Source organism: Sphaerisporangium sp. NPDC051017 (assembly GCF_040683095.1).
GTDB lineage: Bacteria > Actinomycetota > Actinomycetes > Streptosporangiales > Streptosporangiaceae > Sphaerisporangium.
This window is the reverse complement of the sequence record NZ_JBFBCI010000047.1, coordinates 41,776-65,358: the sequence shown is the minus strand read 5'-3', so window position 1 is coordinate 65,358 and position 23,583 is coordinate 41,776. Positions and strand designations below refer to the sequence as shown.

At 69.1% G+C, this 23,583-nt stretch carries 15 protein-coding genes; 11 read left to right on the top strand and 4 right to left on the bottom strand.

The features are described 5' to 3' along the window. Positions 1 to 63: 63 nt before the first annotated feature. Both AB0M95_RS29805 and AB0M95_RS29800 read left to right on the top strand, forming a co-directional pair. A complete protein-coding gene (locus AB0M95_RS29805) occupies positions 64 to 2,994 on the top strand; it encodes a helicase-related protein (protein WP_363771527.1) in 2,931 nt (976 codons plus the stop codon). Between the two features lie 3 nt (positions 2,995 to 2,997). Continuing rightward, positions 2,998 to 5,580, top strand: coding sequence for a hypothetical protein (locus AB0M95_RS29800; RefSeq protein ID WP_363771525.1), 2,583 nt, complete (start codon positions 2,998 to 3,000; stop codon positions 5,578 to 5,580). 168 nt (positions 5,581 to 5,748) lie between these two features. Here the strand turns inward: AB0M95_RS29800 and AB0M95_RS29795 are convergent, their stop codons facing one another. Beyond that, on the bottom strand, positions 5,749 to 7,038 hold the full coding sequence (locus AB0M95_RS29795; RefSeq protein WP_363771522.1) for a hypothetical protein: 1,290 nt from the start codon (positions 7,036 to 7,038) through the stop codon (positions 5,749 to 5,751). A 159-nt stretch (positions 7,039 to 7,197) separates the two neighbouring features. On the opposite strand from AB0M95_RS29795, the gene AB0M95_RS29790 reads away from it, so the two are divergent. Both AB0M95_RS29790 and AB0M95_RS29785 read left to right on the top strand, forming a co-directional pair. Continuing rightward, positions 7,198 to 7,677 carry an ATP-binding protein gene (locus AB0M95_RS29790; protein WP_363771519.1) on the top strand — a complete coding sequence of 160 codons (480 nt, stop codon included), beginning with the start codon at positions 7,198 to 7,200 and terminating at the stop codon, positions 7,675 to 7,677. A 107-nt stretch (positions 7,678 to 7,784) separates the two neighbouring features. Further along, complete coding sequence (locus AB0M95_RS29785; protein ID WP_363771516.1) at positions 7,785 to 8,798, top strand: NAD-dependent epimerase/dehydratase family protein; 1,014 nt, start codon at positions 7,785 to 7,787, stop codon at positions 8,796 to 8,798. Here the strand turns inward: AB0M95_RS29785 and AB0M95_RS29780 are convergent. Further along, positions 8,795 to 10,228: a hypothetical protein gene (locus AB0M95_RS29780; protein WP_363771513.1), complete on the bottom strand. Its 1,434-nt coding sequence runs from the start codon at positions 10,226 to 10,228 to the stop codon at positions 8,795 to 8,797. The genes AB0M95_RS29785 and AB0M95_RS29780 overlap by 4 nt on opposite strands. Positions 10,229 to 10,583: 355 nt before the next feature. On the opposite strand from AB0M95_RS29780, the gene fxlM reads away from it, so the two are divergent. From fxlM to AB0M95_RS29745, 7 genes are all read left to right on the top strand, one after another. Continuing rightward, positions 10,584 to 11,816, top strand: coding sequence for a methyltransferase, FxLD system (gene fxlM / locus AB0M95_RS29775; RefSeq protein WP_363771510.1), 1,233 nt, complete (start codon positions 10,584 to 10,586; stop codon positions 11,814 to 11,816). A gap of 14 nt (positions 11,817 to 11,830) precedes the next feature. Then, complete coding sequence (gene fxlA / locus AB0M95_RS29770) at positions 11,831 to 11,962, top strand: FxLD family lanthipeptide (RefSeq protein ID WP_363771507.1); 132 nt, start codon at positions 11,831 to 11,833, stop codon at positions 11,960 to 11,962. Between the two features lie 81 nt (positions 11,963 to 12,043). Then, positions 12,044 to 12,511, top strand: a complete 468-nt coding sequence (locus AB0M95_RS29765) for a lantibiotic dehydratase (protein ID WP_363771504.1) — start codon at positions 12,044 to 12,046, stop codon at positions 12,509 to 12,511. A 10-nt stretch (positions 12,512 to 12,521) separates the two neighbouring features. After that, positions 12,522 to 13,340, top strand: a complete 819-nt coding sequence (locus AB0M95_RS29760) for a thiopeptide-type bacteriocin biosynthesis protein (protein WP_363771501.1) — start codon at positions 12,522 to 12,524, stop codon at positions 13,338 to 13,340. A gap of 261 nt (positions 13,341 to 13,601) precedes the next feature. Beyond that, positions 13,602 to 14,051 (top strand): DEAD/DEAH box helicase, encoded by a 450-nt coding sequence (locus AB0M95_RS29755; protein WP_363771498.1) that lies wholly within the window; start codon positions 13,602 to 13,604, stop codon positions 14,049 to 14,051. A gap of 4 nt (positions 14,052 to 14,055) precedes the next feature. Continuing rightward, positions 14,056 to 18,534, top strand: a complete 4,479-nt coding sequence (locus tag AB0M95_RS29750; protein WP_363771495.1) for a helicase-related protein — start codon at positions 14,056 to 14,058, stop codon at positions 18,532 to 18,534. A 232-nt stretch (positions 18,535 to 18,766) separates the two neighbouring features. Continuing rightward, positions 18,767 to 21,511: a DEAD/DEAH box helicase gene (locus tag AB0M95_RS29745; protein WP_363771492.1), complete on the top strand. Its 2,745-nt coding sequence runs from the start codon at positions 18,767 to 18,769 to the stop codon at positions 21,509 to 21,511. 41 nt (positions 21,512 to 21,552) lie between these two features. Here AB0M95_RS29745 and AB0M95_RS29740 read toward each other — a convergent pair whose 3' ends face one another. Next, entirely contained in the window at positions 21,553 to 22,512 is a 960-nt protein-coding gene (locus AB0M95_RS29740) for an RNB domain-containing ribonuclease (RefSeq protein WP_363771489.1), read from the bottom strand. A 38-nt stretch (positions 22,513 to 22,550) separates the two neighbouring features. After that, complete coding sequence (locus tag AB0M95_RS29735) at positions 22,551 to 23,456, bottom strand: 5'-3' exonuclease (protein WP_363771486.1); 906 nt, start codon at positions 23,454 to 23,456, stop codon at positions 22,551 to 22,553. Positions 23,457 to 23,583: the final 127 nt, after the last annotated feature.

Sequence of the window (23,583 nt, the reverse complement as noted above, 5' to 3'; positions counted from 1 at the left end):
GTCTTCGGCGCCGCTAACCTGAGCGGTCTGTGTTCGCGGCGGGACAGGGGAGAGCTCAGGGGCATGTACGAGCGCGGGATGCGGGTGCGGCTCCGGGACCGGCTATGGGAGATCGAGGACGTCAGAGGAGCCGGGGAGGGGGCCTTTCTCGATCTGCGTCGCACCGACGACCGGCCGGGGCCTCGCCGGCTCAAGGTGCTGGCCGGAGCCGAGCCGACGCTGGAGGCTCAGGCGGCGACGCGGTTGCGGTTCGAACCCGGCAATCCCGTTGTGCTGGCCCAGCTCCACGACGCCCTCGCGCTCACCATGGCTCATGGGCGTGGTGACCTGCTGGCCGTCGAGCACGGCCGGATCGACGTCGAGCCGTACCAACTCGTTCCCGTCCTCGCCGGCATCCGGCAGCCGCGGGTCAGGCTGTTGATCGCCGACGATGTCGGTCTGGGCAAGACCATCGAGGCCGGGCTCGTCCTGATGGAGCTGGCGCGGCGCGGTCGCGCCGACCGTGTGCTCATCGCCTGCCCGGCGGGCCTGCAGGACCAATGGGTCGAGGAGATGCGGTTCAGGTTCAACCTGGAGTTCGCCAAGGTCGACAGCAAGAAGTGGCTGGAACTGCGCCGCGACAACCCGACGACGGTCAGTCCGTGGACGGCGGTTCCCTACGCGGTCTCCTCGGTCGACTACCTCAAGAACAACCTGTCAGCGATCACGGCGGCCCCTCAGTTCGACGTCGTCATCATCGACGAGGCCCATCATGTGGCACGGGCCTTTGCCGGTGAGGGCCGTTCGTCCGGCACTGGCCGCAGCCGTCTGGCGCGCACCCTGGCCGACCACAGCCGTGAGCTGCTGCTGCTCTCCGCGACACCGCACAACGGATATCAGGAGTCGTTCGCCAGCCTGCTCCAGCTCCTGTCACCGCACCTGGCGGCCGACGACGGCCGGCTCGACACCGAACTCGTCCGTCCCTATCTGGTTCGCCGGTTGAAGGACGACGTCGCCAAGGGCGATCCTCCGCAGCCCATCAGCCGCCGTCACCCTCCGCAGCCGATCGAGGTGTTGCCCACAGCCCGGGAGAAGGAGATCCACCAGAGGCTCCGCGGTCACTCCAAGCGCGTGCTCAGGGCCCTGCGCGGCACCGACTCCTACCACGTCCAGGCGTTCGCGCTGGAGGTGCTGCGCAAGCGCGCCCTGTCCAGCCCGCACGCGCTGCTGAAGAGCCTGGAGCGCCGCGCCCAGAGTCTCGGGATGGCACCCGTCGACCATGCCGGGCGCAGGCGGATGGACGCACTGCAGCAATACCGCGGGGACGTCGCCCTCCCGGAGGCCGAGTTGCTCACCGTCGAGGAACTGGCCCTGCAAGGGGTCGCGGCGCATCTGCCCGATGAGGACCTTCGCGAGGAGCGGCGCCTGGTCGGCGTGCTCACCGAGCAGGTCGCGGCGCTCGGCCCTGGCGACGACAGCAAGTTGACGCGCCTGCGCGGATGGCTGGAAGGCTTTCGCGCCGGACGCCGAGGTGAGCGGATCATCATCTTCACCGAGTACCGCGACACGCTGGACTATCTGGAGGACAACCTCGGCCTCGGCCCCCTGTTCCGCGTCGACGGCTCCGTTCCGCTGGCGAAGCGGAAAACCGTCCTGGAAGGTTTCGCCGGCACACCGGGCGCGATCCTGCTCGCCACGGACGCGGCCGGGGAAGGGCTCAACCTCCAGGAGTCATCGCACGTCATCGTGCACTACGAGTTGCCATGGAACCCCAACCGGCTGGAACAGCGCAACGGCCGTGTCGACCGGTACGGGCAGCCGCACATCGTGGAGATCAGCTACCTCTACCTCGCCGACACCCGTGACGAGGAGATCCTCCAACGGCTCCGTGAGAAACTGGCGGTGATCGCCAGGCAGCTCGGTTCGAGCAGCGACGTGCTCGGCATGGCGGGGCAGAATGATGTGGTGGACGGGCTGTTGGAGGACGTCTCCGAACAGGAGCTGGAGGCCCGCCTGGAACGTGCCGTCCAGCAGGTGCGCGACTACCTCGAACGCACAGGGGCCCTCGTCCTCATGCAGGGCATGCGCGACGAGAAGCAGGCCGAGGCCGACACCGACGCCGCCCGCGAGCGGGCCCGCTGGCTGCTGCCCGACTTCGAGGAGTTCCGCCGCCTGGTGACGGGTGTCGTCATGCAGAGCTCCGGACGGGTGAAAGGCACTGGCGAGGTGATCGAGATCGACCCCGGCCCGTTCCTCGGCCAGTATCCTCAGGTGCCGCAAGAGCCGTTCCAGGCCACCTTCAGCCGGGCCGTCGCCCTCGACCCGTCCAACCGGGGCATCGCGTTCCTGACCCCCGCCCACCCCCTGGTACGGGCTGTGCTGCACCGGGTGCGCACCAGACTGTACGACGAGCAGATCACCGACAGGGTGGCGATACGCCCTGTCGCCGGTGCACCGGAGGGCTACCTGTTCACCTTCCTGGGCCGGATCCTCTCCGACGACGGCCGGATCCTGGAGGAGCCGCTCATCCCGGTCTTCGTGCCACCAGGCGGACCGGCGAGCCAGGATGAGGACGCCGACCTCAGGTTGCTCCGGCAGCGTGGCACCGCCGGCACCGAGAGCACCGTCGAACGGGCCCGTGTTCGGCTGGCCGACGGATTCGACGATGCCGCCGGGCTCGCCGAACGTGAGGCGGTGCGCAGGCTTGCCGCACACGCGGACCGAGTACGGGACCACCTGGCCGCCGAAGTCGAGCGGGTACGGCGCGACCTGGACCGCTGGCACGAGGTCGAACTGGCCGAGACCGAGCGCCGGTTCGCCTCCAGCGTGGGAGACCTCGTCCAGATGGGCCTGTTCGCCGACATGGGGCACGGCGCCTTCCACAGCCCCGAGGAGGCCAAAGCGGTGGTCGACGCCGAGTTCACCAAGCGACGGGACGCGCTGACCCGCGGCTTCGGGGTGGCCGAGGTGAGCGCGGCCGACCCAGTGGGCTGCGTCGTGTGCGTGGAGGCCTGAGCCGTGCTGAACATCACCGTCGCCGGAACCACGCTGTCTTCGTGCTACCTGTCCGACCCGGCGCTTTTCCTTCGCGAGCAGCGCGGACGGGCCGGAGCCGAGGACGCCGCCGAGGGCGTCAGAGTGGCGCGTCGCGAATTGCGCGCCCTGGTCGCCGACATCGACGAGACCAGCACGGCGGGCCAGACCCGCGGCCGGATGCTGAGCTGGCTGGGGTGCTTCGGCTGGCGGTTCCCCACGAGCCTTCCCGGCGTCGGCGAGGCCGTGTCCGCCCACCCGGCGGACGGCGCGGACGATCTGGTCTGGGTGCTGATCTCCCCGGCCGGGCAGCACTTGGACGCCGCGCCCAGCGGCCGGCGCGCGGGCAGGCTCCGGCCGCAGCGCCAGGCGGAGGTCTGCGCCCGGGAGGGCACGTTGCCCGCCGTGCTGCTGAGCAACGGGTCCGAGCTGCGGGTGATCCGCCGAGACCCCGGGCTGGGCGGCGAGGCGAGTTACCTGACCGTGGACCTCGCCGGGCTGGCGGAGCTGGGCGACGATCACGAGTGGCGGGTGCTGTGGGCACTCCTGCGGCCCGAGGCGTTCACCCCCGACGCCGACGGCAAGTCCCTGTGGGACCGGGTCGAGGACGCGAGCACCGACGCCGCGACCGCCGTCAGCGAGAACCTGTCCGGCGGAGTGCGCAGGGCGCTCAGCGCCCTCGCCAACGGCGCGCTCACCGGCTGGCGGCGGCTGGCAGAGCCGATCCCGGCGCCCCGGGACCTGTTCGCCGACGCACTCAAAATCGCCTATCGGCTGCTGTTCGTCTCCTATGCCGAGGACCGCGGCCTGCTGCCGGTCGGCACGCCCGCCTACGACCAGGGTTACTCGCTGCGCGGCCTGCGCAGGCAGATCGTCGACCCCGCCTCGGTGTGGACACCGGACGGCGGCTTCCTGTGGGCGTCCCTCCGGGCCCAATGGAGGATGCTCCGCGACGGCGTCGACGCCGGCGAGCTGCAGATCACCGCGTTCGACGGGGCACTGTTCGACCCGGACAAGTGTCCCCTCCTCGACGACGAGGATCTCACCATCGGGGACACCTTCGTCAGGGACGTCATCGACGCGCTCTCTTATACAGAGCCGGTCAGGAACGCGAAGGGCAAGGAGGTCGTCGGACGCCGTCCGGTCAACTACCGTGAACTCGGCGTTGAACAGCTCGGCAGCATCTACGAGGGGTTGCTGTCGTTCGAGCCGCAGATCGCCGACGTCCCCAAGGTGCTCGCCCGGGTCGGACGCGGGCAGTCTGCCGTGGTCCAGGTGCTCGACGCCGACCGCGTACCCGATGGCGCCGAGGTGGTCGAACGGTACGACACCGGCGCGTTCTACCTGTTCGAGGCCACCGGTCAGCGCAAGGGGTCGGGGTCGTACTACACCGCCCGGCCGCTCGCGCACTTCGTCGTCGGGGAGACCCTGCGCCCGCTGACCGAGAACGCCACCTCCGAGCAGATCCTGAGCCTGCGCATCTGTGACCCGGCGATGGGCTCCGGCGCGTTCCTGGTCCCCGCCGTCCACCGGCTGACCGAGGCGTACGGCGAGGCGCTGGCACGAGAGGGCGAACTGCTCGACCACATCGACAGTCGCGAGCAGTTTCTATTGCTTGTTGCTGGAGTTGGCGGCTCGACCGATCCGTTGCCGTTCACCAGCGATGTTTCTCAGCTTGAACATTTACTAGATTTGGAACGTCGAACACTTCCTATACCACGCATAACGATCGAAGCCTTGGCCCCTGAGACGTTGGCCATTCCTGACACCCGGGATGCGGCTCTGCTGGAGCTCATGTCCGTGATCTACACGGACAAGCCCTACCTTCTGGATGAGATGTCGATCGGCGGCTGGCGGGTTGACTGGGGACGAGAATTCCATCTAGATGACGACAAGTCCCTGTTCGCATCCGATGGAACTGGCGTCCCAATGCGCGAAGGCAAGCACATACACCAATATGTTCACGACTTTGCCATGCCTGTCTATCACTTGAAGGAAGATGTTGGGGATAAGGCTCTTGTGAACAGGGCCAGAAAACGGTCTAAGAGAAAAAACGTGCGCGGGCTTCGCCGAGAGCGGGGGGAAAGGTTTCTCTCCTCTGTCGAGCTCCGGCAAGGTACCCTAGAATTGCCGGTTGATCAGTTTCGCCCATGCTTCCGTGAGACTGCGCGAGGCCGCGATGAACGGACCTTGATCGCCGCCGTGCTACCTCCGGGAACTGCAGTGGCGCATACTGTCCACTACTTCTATCGGTCAAGCTTCGATCTAGCGCACGATGGGTATCGCACAGTGCTGTCGGCTGAGGCGATGGTGTATGTGGTGGCGCTAATTAATAGTCTTGTATGGGACTTCCTGGTTCGCCGTAAGGCCAGTCTCCATGTAACAAAGTCCATCATGGCGACGCTGCCGATTGCCGACGTCTCGCTAAAGGTTGCTCCTGGTGTCCAGATCGTGGCGCTTTCTGGAAGGTTGACATGCCGTGTTGTGGAGTTCGATGAACTGGCTGAAGTCCTTGGTGTTGAGTGTGAGCCGTTACCCAAAGACGTGGAGTACGACTTGCGGGGCTGAGTTGGATGCTCGGGTTGCCCACCTGTACGGGTTGTCGAAGGATCATCTTGAGCTGATCCTTGCGGACTTCAGACAGAGCGCGGACGCTGAAGGGAGTCCTGTGCGGCCGAACGAGGAATACAAGCAGCTCGTTCGGGATCACTTTGCGCGACTGGGTGACACGTCTAATTAGGTCAGATGGTTCGTCAGTGCTTGAGCAGCCTCTCGGGCGGTGTGGGAGTCGACTGAGGCCAGTGCGTCGCGCACTTCGACCGCACGGCGGCGCACTCGACCGGATGAGACCTCACGGAGTTTGCCGAGGGTGGTGACAGCCAGGGCTGCGCCCTCGTCGACTTCGCCCGCTTGAACGAGGCTGTGGGCCAGAGCAAATTGTCTGCCCGTGAGATTGCGTCCGTACGATGCTCCGGTGTGGGCAACAGAAGCCTGGAAGTACGGGATCGCAGCTTTGTGCTTGCCAGCCTTGGTGAATAGATGGGCCTGAATCACCTCGGCTTCTGATTGGTCGTAGAATGCCGTCCAACCCGGAGATGGTCGGCCGGTTCGCGGTCGCTCCATGAGCCGCAGGGACCGGGTCAGGGCGGCGCGGGCGCCAGCGTGATCGCCCAGGAGCGAGAGGGCGTTTGCCTCACGGCTGGCGATGATCGAGAGCAGCACTGGTGATCCAAGCGCTTCGGCGTGATGGCGCGCGGCAGCCAGCAGTTGGTGGGCATGTCGCGGCCGTTCTTCGTAATTAGCCTGGAGCCCCAGCATCGCCAAGGCTTCAATTTTGATCTCGGTGTTATCCGACATCGTGGCGATGGTCAGGCCCTCATACCAATAATGGCGGGCCGTATCCTGTTCGCAGGCGTCGAAGTGCATGTAGGCGCAGGAGTTCGCTGTCTGGCCGGCCAGGAGGTGGAGCTGTCGGCCGATTGAGTCGGAGTAGGTGCTAGTTTCGATGATGCGGCGGATGCGGTTGAGGTGCCGGACGGCCAGCGCGCGAACATCGGTGCCACCATGGAGGTCTACCAAGGTGTCGAGGGCGCGCAGCCCGGCGCGCAGCTCCTGGACGTGCGGCGTGCCGACCGCCTCGGGAGGGGTGAAGGCGCCGAGGGCGGCACCGGCCGTGGTTCCCATTGCAGCCGTCACGAATGTACGACGGTTCACGTCCGTTTCCTCTGTCTGGTCTGTTATTAGAAACGTACATGGGTTTATTTCACCGTACGGCGCGGGTGGGAAACCCAGGTCGGCCGGGTTGACCCCGAACATGGCGTGCAGCACCCGCCAGGCCTTCTGGCGCGGCCGGGGCGGGTTGGGCAGGCACCAGCGGCGGAACTGACGCGCGGTCAGCTCGACCGGCTCGCCCACCATGTACGCCGCCTGCGCGAACGCGGCCAGGAACGCGGCCGGCCGGTCCCACCCCCGATCGGCGCACGCCTGCTCGAACAGCGCCCCCTGCCGTCCCATGTCCACCTCCACGTGATCGTCTCAATGCGGAGGGTAATCGAAAGTCCAGGGAAGGAAAGCCCGTTGGCAAAGAAAAGTCGTCCCGTATGACGGGTGGAAGATCGCCGAGGTCCCGCACCTGGCCGGTTGTCTTGAGGGCAGGATTCCCCCTGGAGAAGGACACCCGGACGAATGAGAATCTATTCCTACGACGGACAGCAGGAAAGCGCCGTTTTCCCCGGCAACGAGGCATCTGTCGGGGAGGCCCGGCGGTGGCTGGGGAAGATCCTCGGCGACCACCCGCGCCGTGACGACGCCGTGCTGCTGCTCTCGGAGATCTTCACCAACGCCGTGGCGTACACGCGGTCGCCGGAGATTCCGGTGACCGTCCTCATCGAGTGGGACAGGACCGTCCAGGTCAAGGTCACCGACCAGGGAGGCACGACGGTCCCGTGCGTCTGCCGCGCCCTGGCCGACGACCTGGCCGAGCGCGGACGCGGCATCCGCATGGTCCGGAGCCTGTCCAGGCGCTGGGGCTTCATCAAGGAGGCGACCGGCTGCACGGTCTGGTTCGCCCTCGACCCCCGCGAGCCCCCGCAGGACGACGAGCCGCCAGGCTCTCTGCTGGCCGGCAGCAGTCGCGCCACCTACCAAGAGGCGCGCGACGGGTAGGTCAAGAGGCGACACGGCGAGGAGACGGCACTGCCCTCCGCACAGGCGAAGGGAGGCACGTACGGGAGAATGGCCTTCCTGCGCGTGCGTACGCCAGGATCTGACCCATGCGACTTCTCATCCTCGGCGGTACGAAGTTCCTCGGGCGCGCGGTAGCGGAAGAGGCGCTGTGTCGTGGCCACGAGGTGGTGACGTTCAACCGTGGCGCGTCCGGTGCCGACGTGCCCGGTGTCACAGCGGTGCGCGGAGACCGCACCAGCGGTGAGGACGTGGAAGCACTCGCCGCGCAGGGTGACTGGGACGGCGTCATCGACACCAGCGGCATGACGGCCTCACTCGTCCAGCGCTCCGCCCGCGCCCTGTCCGGTTCTGTCGCGCGGTACGTTTTCGTGTCCACGGTCAATGTGTACAAGGGGTGGCCCGACCTCCCGCTGACGGATGATTCACTGGTCCGCGAGTACACCCCGGTCGGCCCGGCCGGGGAGAGCGGCGCGGAGGAGTACGGCCGTCTCAAGGCCGGATGTGAACAGGCGGTCTCCGACTGTTTCGGGGACCGGGCTACGTTGCTGCGCCCCGGCGTCATACTTGGCCCGCACGAGTACGTCGGCCGGATCCCCTGGTGGTTGAACCGGGTCCGTGCCGGCGGCCGGGTGCTCGCCCCAGGCCGGCCGGACTGGCCGATCCAGCCGGTCGACGTACGCGACGTTGCGACGTTCGCGCTCGACGTCGCTGAACGGGATCTGGCCGGGTCTTACAACGTGACCGCGCCGATCGGCCATTCCACGTTCGGGCGGTTCCTGAACACCTGCCTCCAGGTGACCGGTGCCGGCGCCGAGCTGGTCTGGGTGGAGGACGCGTTCCTACGTGAGCATGGTGTTCCCGAATGGGTCGGTCTGCCCCTGTGGCGCGATTACGAAGGCACCTGGCACGTGGATGCCGCCCGGGCTCGCGCCGCAGGCTTGAGATGCCGGCCGCTGGAGGAGACCGTCGCCGACACCTGGCAATGGCTGTGCGGCGGCGCTGCGGTCTCCTCCGAACGGGCCGCGGAGCTGGGCATCTCGCGCGAGCGGGAAGCGGAACTCATCGCGACATGGGACACCCGCACAGAGGCCGCCGGCTAGGACGTCCCCGGGGGAAGCGCTCGCACCGTCGATCCGGCATTGAAGTCCCTGAGCGTTTCGGCCAGCTCCTGGACCGCGCGGGTCGTCTGAATCTGGGCGAGCGGGGCCCGCATGCCTCGCAACCGGTGAAGCACCGGGAAGGTCCTCATGTCTCCCGGGAGGCTGAATATGGGGCGCAGCGTGTCATGGGCGCCGGACACGTCGCCGAGCAGGAGCCGGGCCGTGGCCATGTCCAGCAGGATGGTCGCCTCTACGATGGGGGAGCGCTTTTCGGCGGGCTCTGCCTGTGACATGGTCCGCGCCCGGTCGGCATGATCGAGAATCAGGTTCGTGAGGCGCTGCAACGCGCGCGGGTCCAGTTCGGCGTGTAGCCGCCGGATCAGTTCGAGAACCGCGGTGGCGGCGCACCGCTCTTCCCGGACACGATCCCAGTCGAAGACGCCACCTACGTAGGCCAAGTCGTCGTGTTCATCGTCTGGGGCGGTGGCCCGAGCTTCTTGAGCGTCCCGCACGGCTTGTAGCGTCCGCTCGGTGTTTCCCAAGTGCGACCATGTGCGCGCTCTGATGCTGTTCAGCCGAGCCGCCGGTACCCCGGTGGGACGGTGCTCTTCGGCACGGGAGATCGCGACCAGTGCGTCATTGGGGGCGTTGTTCCAGTAGGCCGAGGTCGCCTGCATGCCGCGGGCCCACACCGCGAGCGGCACGTGCCCGATGTTGTTGGCGTGGACCCACGCGGCACGGGCATGGTCGTTGGCCATGTGGTGCATGCCCAGGTCGTTACTCGCCTCGGCCAGCAGTGCGCAGAGCACGCCGTTCATGAAGGACAGATCGCGAAGCTGGTCTGGTTGCCGAGACTGCCGTGTCTTGGCCTCCACTCGGGTCCGTAATTCGCTGATCTTGGGAAACATCACGACGGGCGACTGGGAAAGGTAGGTTCGGGCGAGCGTTATCACGTCGCCCTCAAGTAGTTCCAGGGTGGATCGGCCCAGCGCCGTTTCGGCGTTGGCAGCGGAATCGCGGGACTGCTCAGCAGCGGACATCATCAACTCGTGCAGGGTTGCGGGAACGGCCCGGGGATCAGGCCCGGCTGAGGACTGGGGTGTCGACCACACGGCACCGCGACGCGGTGACAAGTCGATCACCTCAGGGTTGCGTTCAGATGCGGGAACGTTCACCTGGACGGGCACCTTGGTGAACAACTTGTCGGCCGGTTGACCGAACATCGCCTGAAGGACCGCGCAGGCGTCCGGTAGCGGAAGCCCCTTCACCTCGCCGGCCAGCCAGCGCAGATACTGCCGCCGCTCCACGCTGAGCCCCCGTAGCTCAAGGTCACGGGCGGTCTTCTCGTAAACGCGGACGAACCTCTTGTACGGCAGCACATCCCGTGCCCGGACGAGCTGCTTGAGGTAGGTCTCCTCTACCTGCTTCATGGCAAGCCAGCCCTTCCCGGCGTGTCCTGTCGCTGGCAGCGTAGGCCGCCGAGCTCGGCTGTGAAAGCAGCCCGCCCGACATGTCGCAGATGTCCCGTCCGTGTCGCATAGAAGTCACATCGGCGTCCTGACAGGACGCGAGAAGTCACTGGCGACGACCTCCCGAAGTCATCGGACCGCCCATCATGCTCAACCCATGCCCGAGTCCGACTCGTAGGCCGAGGGCAGGCCGAGTCGTTCGACTGAAAGCGGTTCGCCGATCGGGCAGCATGAGAACCCGCCACCGGGATCCCCCGGTGGGCATCCGGGGCCGCCCGCGCCGCGGCGGCCCACACGATCGGGAGAGGGCACCGTCATGAGCGTCGGGACGATAGACAGCGAGAGTCTCCGCAACGAGATGGTCGACCGCCTGGCATCAGATCATCATGCGAAGGGTCTGGCCCTGCGCCCCGAGGTGGAGGCCGCGATGCGAGCCGTGCCCCGTGAGCTGTACACGCCGGGTATCCCTCTGGAGGAGGCGTACGAGAACACCGCGATCATCACCAAGCGGGTCGGCGAGGAGAACATCAGCTCGGTGTCGGCTCCGTTCCTGATCGCGGAGATGCTCGGTCAGGCAGCGGACGCGCTTGGCCGCTTGGAGGGCCGGCACGTGCTTGAGGTAGGCAGCGGCGGTTACAACGCGTCGCTGCTGCGCGAACTCGTCGGCCCGGCCGGATCGGTCACGACCGTCGACATCGACCCCGACGTGACCGACCGGGCCGCCGCGTGCCTGGAAGCGGCGGGCTACGACGACGTCATCGTGGTGTGTGCGGACGCCGAGCAGCCGATCAAGCCGGGCCGCCGCTACGACCTGATCATCGTTACGGCCGGGGCGTGGGACGTCGCGCCCGCGTGGCGCGACCAGCTCACCGAAGACGGCGTCCTCGTCGTACCGCTGCGCACGTTCGGGATGACCCGATCGTGGGCGCTGCGACGCTCAGGGGACCGTCTGGTCAGTGAGAGTCACCGCCAGTGCGGGTTCGTATCGATCCAGGGTGCCGGAGCCCACGAGATGCGGTACATCGACTTCGCCGAAGGTGTCCACCTGCGGCTGGATGAGGGCCAGCAGATCGACCCCGCCGTGGTCGCCGGCCTCCTCACCAAGCCCCGCGAGGAGGCGTGGGCCGGACTGAGCCTGCCGCCCCGCACCGTCCTGGCCGACCTGAACCTGTGGCTGGCGACCCACCTCATACGCGAGGTGCGGGAGTTCGTGGTGCTGTCGGCGCAGGAGGCGGCCGTCGCGTCCGGCATCGTCGCGCCCTCGTGGCGGTTCGGTACCCCGGCCACCCTCCATGACGGCACGTTCGCCTACCGGTCGGCCCTGCGCTGGACCGGCCGGCTTTTCGATCTCGGCGCATACGCGCACGGGCCCGACGCCGCTGCGGCGGCCGGGCGGATGGTCGAGCACATGCGCGCGTGGGTGGACGCGGGCAGCCCGTCTCCGGTGCTGCACGTGCTTCCCGCGCATGCCCCCGACGGCGACTTGCCGGACGGGGTGGTTCTGGACAAGCGGAACAGCCGCCTCGTCCTCGCCTTCACCTCCCGATGAGAAGGGAACCTCTGATGGAGTACGAACTGAACCTTCGCCTGGTCGACGCCGGGCCTGCCGCGAGCGGTTACGCCACCAACACCGACGACAACTGCGGCTCGGGCGACACCGGCTCCGACGCCTGCTCGGGCGACGGCTCCAGCTGAACCCGCCCACCCATCGGGCCCGGCCTCCAGAGGCCGGGTCCTCCCCTTCCTTCCGCTAACCCCCGGAACGCGGAGCGAGAGATGTTCCAAGCGGCGGATGCGGCGTTGATCAGGGCCGCCTCCTACCCCCGAGATCTGACGCTGCCCGCGTGGCCCGACCTGACCACGGACCAGCCCGAGGAGTGGCTGGAATGGCTCCGGAAGGCGTGGGCGCTGCCAGAGTTCGCGGCCGCCGTCGTGCAGGCCGCGCCACACCTGGCCGCCCAGATCACCCGCGCTCTGGCCCGCGAGTCGATCCAGACGCGCAGGCTACGGCGCCTGGTGGAGGCGACGGTCCGGTATCTGCTGAGGTGGACGACCCGCGCGACCCCATTTGGCAGGTTCGCCGGCGTGGCTCCGGTCGAGCTCGGCCCCCGCGCGGCGGACCACCGGCACACGACGGCGGCCTCCAACGAACCCGCCGGACTCCTGGAGGGAACGGCAGGTATCGCGCTGGTCGAGACCGCAACAGCCGCCACCGGCTGGGACGCCTGCCTCCTTCTCATCTGAAAGGCCGACCATGGACGACACCGGCACCCGGTGGCGGCAGATCGACATCACCTATCCCGGCGACGGCCGCGACCGCGAACAGCACGCCTGCACCCACCTGGCCCGCATCCTCCCCGCCGCCGAGGCCGCCGGAACGATCACCGCATGGTGGTTCATCCGCAAAGGCCCGTGGCGCATCCGCTACCAGCTCCCCAACCCGACGCGGAACGACCCGGTGCGCGACCTACTCGCCGACGGCATGAAGTGGACGAGCGATATCTACGAGCCAGAGACCCACGCCTTTGGTGGCCCCGACAGCATGACCACGGCTCACACCCTGTTCCACGGCGACAGTCGCCACCTGATCGACTGCATCTCCGGCGATGCGCCCGACCGGCGGGAACGCTCCCTCAGCCTGCTCATCACGCTCATGCGAGCCGCAGGTCTGGACTGGACCGAACAGGGCGATGTGTGGGCACAGGTCGCCGAGCAGCGAGCGCCCCTGCTCAGCGAACCACCCGACCCCACCACATGGGCAGAGTTCACCAGCGGAGTCCGCCAACTCCTGCTCGGCACCGCCCACCCGGGCGCTCTCCCCGACGGCTGGCTGGCCGCGTTCCAGGAAGCGGGTGCCGAGCTGCGGCAAATCAGAGAACGCGGTGACCTCACCCGAGGGATCCGCGCGGTGACCGCCCTGCACGTCATCCACCACTGGAACCGGATCGGGCTCCCCGCCACGGGACAAGGCGTGCTCGCACAAGCAGCGAAAGAAGCAGTGTTCAGCGCTGCACGTCGGCCGGAAGGTGATAGAAAATCTGCCTTGTCTGTGAATCAGTGTCGCTGTCAGTGATTCGGGCCTGCGTATCGGCACGTCTCCGAGGATTGAGACTCGCTTCAGTTCGGCGTCTGTCCGATTTGGTGAGAAATGTCTTGATCTGTTGGATCATCGCAGGAAGCCGACGACCTGCGGACGGATCCTCTGCCTGATCGGCTTCCGGGCGTGGCGCGGATTGTCGGTGGTGTCCGTTAGGTTGAGCGCTGCATGCGCGTGATGGGCGGGGGCTTTGCCGCGCGTTATGGGAGAAGACGGCGACGGAAGCGAGGAGTCCGGGTGAACCCGTTAGAGCTGGCCGAGCGGCTTCGGGATGACTACCGGCGGTTCACCTGGACCACTTACCCCATCGCCAACGAGGGCCTTCGCGCACAACTGGAACGTATGGTCGACGACGAGGCGTTGCTCTGGCGCGGGCCGTATCTCTCGGTGCAGCCGAGGTTCCGGCTGGATGCCACGCTCGCCGAGCTCGCCTCGCGGATCGGGCTGCCTCCGGAGATCGTGAAGGCGTTCCCGCGGGTCGAACGCCTCTTCACCCACCAGGTCGCCGCCATCACCCGCATCAACGAGGGCCGGAGCACCCTCGTCGCCACCGGTACCGGCTCCGGCAAGACCGAGGCGTTCCTCATCCCCGTCGTCGCGCATGCCTACCGCAACAGGCACCGGCCGGGCGTGAAGGCGATCGCGCTGTATCCGATGAACGCCTTGGTCAACCAACGACCAGCATGACCGGGTGAAGACCGCGTGTGAGGCGCTCGGGCTCACCTACGGCGTCTACACGGGCGCGACGGCGCAGAGTGAACGCGCCCGGATGCAGGAGAACCCTCCCGACATCCTGCTCACGAATTACTCCATGCTCGAATACATCCTGACCCGGCGCGACGATCGTCAGCTTTTCGGTTCCGGGGTGCTGCGGCATCTCATCCTCGACGAGGTCCACACCTATCAGGGCGCGCTCGGCACGGAGATCGCCGGTCTCATCCGGAGGCTGCGCGGCCACGTCGACGCCGACGGTCTGGTCTGCGTCGGCCTGTCGGCGACCGTGAGCGCTGGCGGCGATCACCAGGCGGATCTGCGGCGCACCGCCGCGTTCGCCGGTCGGCTTTTCGCCTCTGACTTCGATGTGGACGCGATCGTCGAGGAGACCGCGGTTCCCGTGCTGCAGCCGGACATCACCGCCATCGGGTCGGCTCCGGACGGGAACGCCCTGCGTCAGGCGCTCACGGATGGCGGTGAACCCGCCCGGCTGCGCGCCGTACTGGGAGATCCAGAGGCCAGTGCGGTCCTGGACATGTTCCGCACGCACCTGGCGGAGCCGCGTACGATCGACGATCTGGTCGACGCACTCGCGGAGGTACCCCAGCGGGCCGGGGCGGACCGCGAGGCCCTTCACGACGAGGTCGTGGGCTGGCTGCTGCTCGGCGCGGGCACCCACACGGCCGCCGGTCCGCCGGTGCTGGAGGCAAAGGTTCACCTCTTCCTGCGAGGTCTGCCGAGTCCGGTGCGGTGTGCCGCCGAGGCCGGGCATCTTCTCCTCGACGGGGCGACCACCTGTGGCGTCGACGGCTGCGCGGCCGAGTCGACGACCGCCCTGGGGGTCTGCCTGGGCTGCGGTCAGGACTATGACCTGGAGTACGACGAGCCCGGCGGCCCGGTGACGCGCTACGTCGTGCGCGACCTGATCGCCGAGCCGCTGGAGGAGCCAAGAGCCCGGGACCGCCAGTGGTACCCGGCCGGCAGATGCGCCGTCTGCGGTAAGGACGTCCACGGGGGCATGTGCCTCGGGTGTGACGCTCCCGCACGGGAGGTCGTCGTCGCCGTCCCGGACCCCGGCAAGCCGCTGACGCGGTGCAAGGTCTGCGGGTACCTGCGTTCCCGTGGGGGAGCGGTGCAGGAATTCACCGCTCGTACGGCAGCCGCCGTGACCGCCGCGGCCTTCAGCCTGCACAGCGGGCTGGCCGAGCAGAGCGACGACGAGATGTTGCGCCGTCTGCTGATCTTCGCCGACTCGCGCCAGGACACCGCCTTCCAGGCGGGTTACCTGAGGGACCGGTCCCGCGCCGTTCAGGTGCGCCGCCTGATCGTGGACAGCGTGAGAGCACGTGCCACCGCCGATGAACCGCCGGCCAGTTTCAACGGCCTGGTGGCGGACGTGTTCCAGCGTGGCCAGCGGACAAGGCTGTACGACGACCCGGCGGGCACCGACGCCCGGCAGCGCGCACTGAGGGTCTGCGAGTGGGACGTGCTCGGGGAGATCGCCAGCGACGAACGGCGGCCTCCCACGCTCGAACGGCTCGGCGTCGTGACCGTCGGATATCCAGGCCTCGACGCGTTGAGCGACGAGGATCTCAGACCTCTTCTCTCGCACGTGGGCGGAGAAGTCGCCGCGGCGCGCTGGCTGCTGGCCCGGATCCTCGACCTGGCCAGGACGCGCGGCGCGGTGGGCCATGAGCTGATGCGTGCCCGGCTGGGCGCGAAGGTCGAGCTTGAGCTGGCGGCGGCCGGGGCCACCCTGAGCGGGGGCCAGACGGTGACGGGCATCGGTGACACCACGATCAAGGTCGCCGGAGCGTCCGCGCTCAGCATGGGGGCCAAGGGCTCGATCGCCCGTCTGCTGAAGCTCGCCTTCCCGCTGGTCACCGACAGCGACGCCGTGGAGCGGGGCACGAGGGCCGCCGTCGAACTGCTCTCGAGCCATGGCCTGCTCATCGATACTCAAGTGGGCACCGGCCGGGCGCGGGTGCTGCTGCGCCAGGTGGCACCCCAGGAGATGGAGATCCGTCCGGTCACCGGGCCGTTGCACCGCTGCCGTGCTTGCCGCGCCGTCCAGCCCGAGCGATCGCCCCGCGATCGGTGTGCGACGTTCAACTGCTTCGGCCGCCTCGAACCCTGGAACGGCGACCCGGACGATCACGAGCGGCTGCTGGTGAGCGGTGAGTCGCCCCTGGTCGTTAAGGCGGAGGAGCACTCCGGGCAGATACCGCTGGAAGACAGGGAGAAGATCGAGGACAGGTTCAAGACCGCCGATCTGAACCTGCTCGTCTGCACGATGACGCTGGAGCTGGGCGTTGATCTCGGCCAACTCCTCGCGGTCATGCTGCGCAACGTGCCGCCGCGTCCCAGCAACTACGCCCAGCGTGCCGGGCGGGCCGGTCGGCGCGAGGAGCGGGTGGCGCTCATCGTCACCTTCGCGGGCGGCATGCCGCACGACAGCTACTACTACGCCCGTCCCGTGGAGATGATCCGCGGGGCGATCCGCCCGCCCGCCTTCTTACTCGACAACGAGCGTGTCATCAAGCGCCACGCCCGCGCCATGGCGCTGGAGCTGTGCGGCCACGATCTTCCCCTGTGGATGCGCGACCTCGTGACGGCCGACCAGGCCGGCACACTCCAGGGCATCGAAGACGTGCAGGTCGCGCTGGCCGAGGACGCCGAGCGGATCGCCGCCCGGATCCACCAGGCGTTCAGACTGGGCTTGGGCACCTCCGACCTGCCCTGGCTCGACGAGATATGGGCCCGCTCGGTGGTCGACGCCTTCATCGCCGATCTCGACGAGGCGGTCGAGACCTATCGCCTCAAGCAGAAGACCCTTCTGGAGGAGTGGCAGCGGGCGGGGGCCGGTCCGCCCAGCGCGGAGTCGGTTCGCGCGGTCAGCAGCATCGTTGCGAGCCTGAGCGCGATGAGCCGTGGTGACCGCAACCGCGCCTACGTGCTGTCCTACTTGGGCAATGTCGGTTTCCTGCCCTCCTATGCCTTCCCGACCGACACCACCGCGCTCACGCTCGAGCGCGAACCGACCGAGCTCTCCCAGGACTCCGTCCAGGCGATCAAGGATTACGCCCCGGGCCAGCTCGTGTACGCGCGAGGAGCCAAGTGGCTGGTCGATCAGGTCGACTACCGCAGGGCCAATCTGATCAACGCCGCTGGGGTCGGGGCGCTGCCGACGGTGAACATCTGCCTTCGATGCGACACCGTCAACCAGCCCACCGACGCGCACTGCGCGTCCTGCAACAGCGACGAGCTGGCCCCGCAGCTCAGCGTTCCCATGCGAGCGATGCTGGCGACGCGGCGCCAGCGCATCGCGGCCGACGAGGAGCACCGTGCCCGCACCCCGTTCGACGTCACCCACCACCTCGGCGCTCCCAACACCGCGGAGACGTGGCTGTTCGAGCGGCCCGGTCTCGTGCTCCACTGGGAGCGCGGGGCGGACCTGACCGTTCTCAACCGGGGCCGCGTCGCGAAGGATCACCGTGATAGCGAGCGGTTCATCGTTTGCACCGGGTGTGGCCTGTGGTTCGACGCGATTCCCGGGCCGAAGCCGACCCAGGCCCAGAAGAACCGGGAGAAGCTTCACGATGCCATATGCAACGACCAACGGCTCGAACCGAGCGTTCTCCAGGTCGACCGCCGGGTCGACTGTCTTCAGATCATGCCCGACCTGGAGGAGCCCGGCATCACACCGGACCATCTCCAGGAGTTCCTCGCCAGCATCCGCGCCGCGCTCGACCTGGGCTGCCGGGTCGTGCTCCAGGCAGGGGAGGACGAGGTCGCGGGGTTCGACTGGCCTCGCCCCGATCCGGAGGGAGAGGACGCCGCACTGCGGCTGGCGGTGCTGTACGAGCAGGTCCCGGGCGGTGCGGGATATCTGAGGCAACTCGCGGAGCGCTTCGGGGAGGTCGCGGCGACCCTGGTTCCTGTACTCGACGGGTGCGCCTGCGAGCGTTCCTGCTACGCCTGCCTTCGGTCCTACGGCAACCAGCTCGAAGAAGATCTGCTCGATCGCCGGATGGCCGCGGATTTCCTGCGCCGCTTCGCCGGCGCGCCGGACGTGGAGGGTAGGCGCGTCCCCACCTATGCCGATGGCTTCGTAGGCCGTCCCCGCTCTGCGATCGAGCGGCGGCTGGCGATCGCGCTTGTGGCTCTTGGTGCGCCGCGCGGTCACGCGCAGTTCCCCTGGGGGGACCGCGGCTCCTCCGACGGCACTCCCCGGCCGGTCACGATCGCCGACTTCGCCTGGCCGGAGCGGAAGGTCGCCGTTTTCTGCGACGGATGGAGACACCACCACACCCCGGAGCGCCAGGCCTCCGATCAGGTCAAGCGCGCCGCGATGCGAGACGCCGGCTGGACGGTGCTCACCTTCTGGGGAGGTGAGATCGTCCGGGACGCTCATGGGTGCGCGGCCAGGATCGCGGCACTTCTCACGCAGGGGTGATCAAAGCGCCTGGGGAGGCTCGACAGCCCCCGGGCGTGGTCGCCAACAACGACCGCGCCGGCGACCACAACCCGCAGGTCGTGCGCGTGCGCCCCTGACCCCGGCCGTTCGCGGGCCCGCGCTTACTTTGCGCGGACCCGGACCCGGGGGACCTGCGGTGATCGCCTGCACGCCTGGGGGAGAGGCCCGGAGGCGACGGGACCGGAAAGGCGGTATCGGTAGGCTGAAGTGCATGACGACGCCTGCGGAACGCTATGCCGCCTTCCGTGACAAGCATGCCGGCAGTGGGCCCGCCCTCACCTCCTTCCGCGGCCTGTACGACTTCGAGCTGGACGAGTTCCAGCTCGACGCCTGCCGGGCGCTGGAGGCGGGCGACGGCGTGCTGGTGGCGGCCCCGACGGGGTCGGGCAAGACCGTCGTGGGCGAGTTCGCCGTCCACCTCGCCCTGGAGCAGGGCAGCAAGTGCTTCTACACCACGCCGATCAAGGCGCTGTCCAACCAGAAGTACAACGACCTGGTCCGCCGCTACGGGGCGCCCAAGGTCGGGCTGCTCACCGGCGACAACAGTGTGAACGGCGACGCCCCGATCGTGGTCATGACCACCGAGGTTCTGCGCAACATGCTCTACGCGGGCTCCACCACGCTCGCCGGGCTCAGTCACGTGGTCATGGACGAGGTGCACTACCTCGCCGACCGCTTTCGCGGCGCCGTATGGGAAGAGGTGATCATCCACCTTCCCGAGTCGGTACGGGTGGTGGCCCTGTCGGCGACCGTCAGCAACGCCGAGGAGTTCGGCGAGTGGCTCGGCGAGGTGCGCGGCGACACCACGGTGATCGTGGACGAGCACCGTCCCGTGCCGCTCTGGCAGCACATGCTGGTCGGCGACCGCCTGTACGACCTGTTCGTGGACGAGGACAACCGGCCGCGCATCAACCCCAGCCTCATGCGCATCTCCCGTGACGAGCAGCGCCTGGCCCAGGCGCGCGGCCGCCGCGGCTACAGCCGGCCGCGCCGCTCGGCCAACGGCGTCAGCCGGTCCGACGCGATCGAGAAGCTCGACTCCGAGGGCCTGCTGCCCGCGATCACGTTCATCTTCAGCCGCGCCGGGTGCGACGCCGCCGTCCTGCAGTGCCTGCACGCCGGAATCCGGCTCACCACCGACAGCGAGCGCCACGAGATCCGCCAGATCGTGGACGAGCGCACCGCCCACCTGCCCGACGAGGACCTGTCGGTGCTCGGGTACCTGGAGTGGCGCGACTGCCTGGAGCGGGGCCTCGCCGCCCACCACGCCGGAATGCTTCCCGCCTTCAAGGAGGTCGTCGAGGAGCTGTTCACCCGCGGCCTGGTCAAGGCGGTGTTCGCCACCGAGACCCTGGCCCTCGGCATCAACATGCCGGCCCGCTCGGTGGTGATCGAGAAACTCGACAAGTGGAACGGCGAGACGCACGCCGACCTGACCCCGGGGGAGTACACGCAGCTCACCGGGCGGGCCGGGCGGCGCGGCATCGACGTCGAGGGGCACGCGGTGGTGGCCTGGCAGCCGGGCACCGACCCGGTGGCCGTCGCCGGCCTGGCCAGCACCCGCACCTACCCGCTGCGCTCCAGCTTCCGCCCGTCGTACAACATGGCGGTCAACCTGGTCGGCCAGGTCGGCAGGGAGCGCGCCCGCACCCTGCTGGAGGCGTCCTTCGCCCAGTTCCAGGCCGATCGCGCGGTCGTCGGCATCGCCAAGCAGCTCCGGCGGGCCGAGGAGGCCCTCGACGGCTACGCGGAGGCGATGACCTGCCACCTCGGCGACTTCCAGGAGTACGCCGGGATGCGCAGGGAGCTGTCGGACCGTGAGTCCGACCTGTCGCGTCAGCGGGGCACGGCCCGGCGCGCTCAGGCGGTGCGGTCGCTGGAGGCGCTGAAGCCCGGCGACGTGATCCGCGTCCCCGGTGGGCGCCGGGCGGGTCTCGCCGTCATCCTCGACCCCGGCCTCACCATGCGCACCGAGGGCCCTTCGCCGCTCGTGCTGACCATCGGCAAGCAGGTCAAGCGGCTGTCGGCGGCCGACTTCCCGGTGCCGGTCGAGCCGGTCGAGCGGCTGCGCATCCCCAAGGGCTTCAACCCGCGCGCGCCGAAGGACCGTGCCAACCTTGTCGCCACCCTGCACGCCAAGATCGGCGACCGTGACCTCGGCCGTCCGGTCCGGGCCCGCGACCACGACGCCGACCCGACCCGCGGCTCCACCCCCGGCAGCCCCGAGTGGGAGATCGCCGAGCTGCGCCGCAAGCTGCGCGCCCACCCATGCCATGGGTGCGACGAGCGTGAGGACCACGCCCGCTGGGCCGAGCGCTACCACAAGCTGCTGCGCGAGACCGACGGCCTGCGCCGGCGGGTCGAGAGCAGGTCGCACGTCATCGCGCGCACCTTCGACCGGGTGTGCGGGGTGCTCGACCAGCTCGGCTACCTGGACGGCGAGACGGTCACGCCCGAGGGCCGCCGCCTGTCCCAGCTCTACACCGAGCTGGACCTGCTCACCTCCGAGTGCCTGCGCGCGGGCATCTGGGAGAACCTCGACGCGGCCGAGCTGGCCGCGTGCGTGTCCTCGCTGGTGTTCGAGTCGCGGCAGGCCGACGACGCCCGCCCGCCGAAGATCCCCGCGGGGGCCGCGAAGGAGTCGCTGGCCGCGATGGTGCGCATCTTCGCCGAGCTGGAGGACATCGAACGCGACCACGGCCTGTCGTTCATCCGCGAGCCGGACTTCGGGTTCGCCTGGGCCGCGTTCCGCTGGGCCAAGGGGCACAGCCTGGACGCGGTGCTCACCGACGGGGACCTAGCGGCGGGCGACTTCGTCCGCTGGGTCAAGCAGCTGCTCGACCTGCTCGACCAGATCGGCAAGGCGGCTCCGCGTGGCGGGAAGGTGAAGCAGAACGCCGCCAAGGCCCTCGACGCCCTGCGCCGCGGCGTCGTCGCCTACTCCTCCGTCGCCTGACGCCTGCCCTCGCCCCGTCCGGGGCGGCGGGGTGGGCGGGATCAGGCGACGGTGAAGCGGACCTCGCGGGTGAGGAGGTCGGCGCGGGTGAGGCGCACGTCGGTCTTCTCGCCGAGGCGCAGCCCGTCGCCGTCGCAGCGGGCGACCACGGCGGGCTCGGCGATCTGCACGAGCCCGCCGGGTCTGCCGTCCTCGGTGTCGATCACGACCGCGCCGAACGTCTGACCGACCCGGTCGCGCAGCACGAACGCCTCCACCAGGTCGACGCAGGCGCGGTCGACGGCGGCGGCGCGGCGCCCGCCGCCTGCCATGAGCGCGGGCAGCCCGGCCAGCGCCTCCTGCACGGGCTCGGGCACCGGCACGCCCTCGGCCACCGCCAGGCACACCTCCCCGGCGTAGCGGTCCACGAGGCGGCGCAGCGGTGCGGTCACGTGGGCGTACGGTGCGGCGACGGCGGCGTGCCCGGCGTCCCGGGGCGGCTCGCCGTTGAACTCGGCCCCGACGGTGACGCCGTCGGAGTTCAGGTCCAGGCACCACAGGGCGGCGGGCCGGACCACGCCCGGCAGCAGGCTCGCCGCGCCCTCCGACAGCACGGCCGGGTGCAGGGGGACGCGTCCGTCCGGCATGTACACGGTCTCGCCGCGCTTCCTGGCCTCGGTGTCGATCGCGCCGCCCGGGCGGACGAACGCGGCGACGTCGGCGATGGCGTACCACACGCGGTAGCCCCGGGCGCGCTGCTCGATGCACAGCGCCTGGTCCAGGTCCATCGACCCCTGCGGGTCGACGGTCAGCAGCGGCAGGTCGGTGCGGTCCGGCAGGGAGGGCAGGCCGGTCAGGCCGGGCAGCGCGGACGGATCGGACGCCGCCGTCTCCGCGACGCGGCGGGCCTCCTCCAGCACGGGCTCGGGGAACGCGTCCGGGAGCTCCAGCTCGCCGCGGATGCGGTCGAAGCCCTCGGCGAGCTTCGGCGCGCCGGACACGTGGATCGCTTTGGGAAGCACAACCCGGATCTTAGGGGCGATACGCCCGATACGCCCGTTCAGCCGGCCAGCGTGGCGAGCAGGCGGTTGAGCGGGCCGTCCAGGTCGTAACGGTCGGCGAGGGCGACCAGCGCCTCCGGGTCGCGCGGCTTGACCGGCCGGGCCATGTCGAGATCGGGGAGGGGCGCGTCGTGGGCGACCCTGACCACGGCGGGCGCGACCGCGAGGTAGTCGCGGGCCTTGATGATCTTCGTGCGGCTGCCGGCGGGGAAGCCGTCCGTGACGCCCTCGTCCAGCGCCGCCAGCATTGCCTCCAGCGAGCCGAACCGAGTGATCAGCGCCGCCGCCGTCTTGTCCCCGACGCCGGGCACGCCGGGCAGCCCGTCGCTCGGGTCGCCGCGCAGGGTGGCGTAGTCGGCGTACGCGCGGCCGGGGATACCGTACTTGGCGGTGACCTCGGCCTCGTCGATCGTCTGCAGGTTGCGGATGCCCTTCACCGTGTACAGCACCCGGCACGGCCGCGCGTCGTCCACGAGCTGGAACAGGTCGCGGTCGCCGGTGACGATGTCGACCGCTCCCGCGGCCCGGGCCGCGCACGTGCCGATGACGTCGTCGGCCTCGTACCCGGGCACGCCGACGCGGGCGACTCCGACGGCGTCCAGCACCGCCTCGATCACCGGGATCTGCGGCACCAGGGTGTCCGGTACCTGCTCCTGGTCGCCCTCCGCGACCCGGTGCGCCTTGTAGGACGGGATCGCCGCGACCCGGAACGCGGGCCGCCAGTCGGCGTCCATGCAGGCCACGAGCTCGTCGGGGGCGTGGCCACGCACGAGCGTGCCGATCATGTCGATCAGCCCGCGCACGGCGTTGACCGGCATCCCGTCCGGAGCGGTCATCGACTCGGGTATCCCGTAGAACGCCCGGAAATACAACGAAGGGGTATCGAGAAGCATCAGCCCTGGCATGCCCCCATCCTGGCAGCCCCCGGCGCCCGTCCGGGACGTCACGCCGCACCCGCGCGCCCGCTCGGGCGGCACGCGCCGACCTTCCTGGGGCGGCCGGCGGCTTCCGGGAGGGAATCGCGGGCCCGTC

Coding starts and splice junctions, on each gene's coding strand:
- AB0M95_RS29805 (WP_363771527.1), top strand. CDS start 64: ATGTACGAGCGCGGGATGCGGGTGCGGCTCCGGGACCGGCTATGGGAG.
- AB0M95_RS29790 (WP_363771519.1), top strand. CDS start 7,198: ATGAGAATCTATTCCTACGACGGACAGCAGGAAAGCGCCGTTTTCCCC.
- AB0M95_RS29785 (WP_363771516.1), top strand. CDS start 7,785: ATGCGACTTCTCATCCTCGGCGGTACGAAGTTCCTCGGGCGCGCGGTA.
- AB0M95_RS29780 (WP_363771513.1), bottom strand. CDS start 10,228: ATGAAGCAGGTAGAGGAGACCTACCTCAAGCAGCTCGTCCGGGCACGG.
- fxlM (WP_363771510.1), top strand. CDS start 10,584: ATGAGCGTCGGGACGATAGACAGCGAGAGTCTCCGCAACGAGATGGTC.
- fxlA (WP_363771507.1), top strand. CDS start 11,831: ATGGAGTACGAACTGAACCTTCGCCTGGTCGACGCCGGGCCTGCCGCG.
- AB0M95_RS29765 (WP_363771504.1), top strand. CDS start 12,044: ATGTTCCAAGCGGCGGATGCGGCGTTGATCAGGGCCGCCTCCTACCCC.
- AB0M95_RS29760 (WP_363771501.1), top strand. CDS start 12,522: ATGGACGACACCGGCACCCGGTGGCGGCAGATCGACATCACCTATCCC.
- AB0M95_RS29745 (WP_363771492.1), top strand. CDS start 18,767: ATGACGACGCCTGCGGAACGCTATGCCGCCTTCCGTGACAAGCATGCC.
- AB0M95_RS29735 (WP_363771486.1), bottom strand. CDS start 23,456: ATGCCAGGGCTGATGCTTCTCGATACCCCTTCGTTGTATTTCCGGGCG.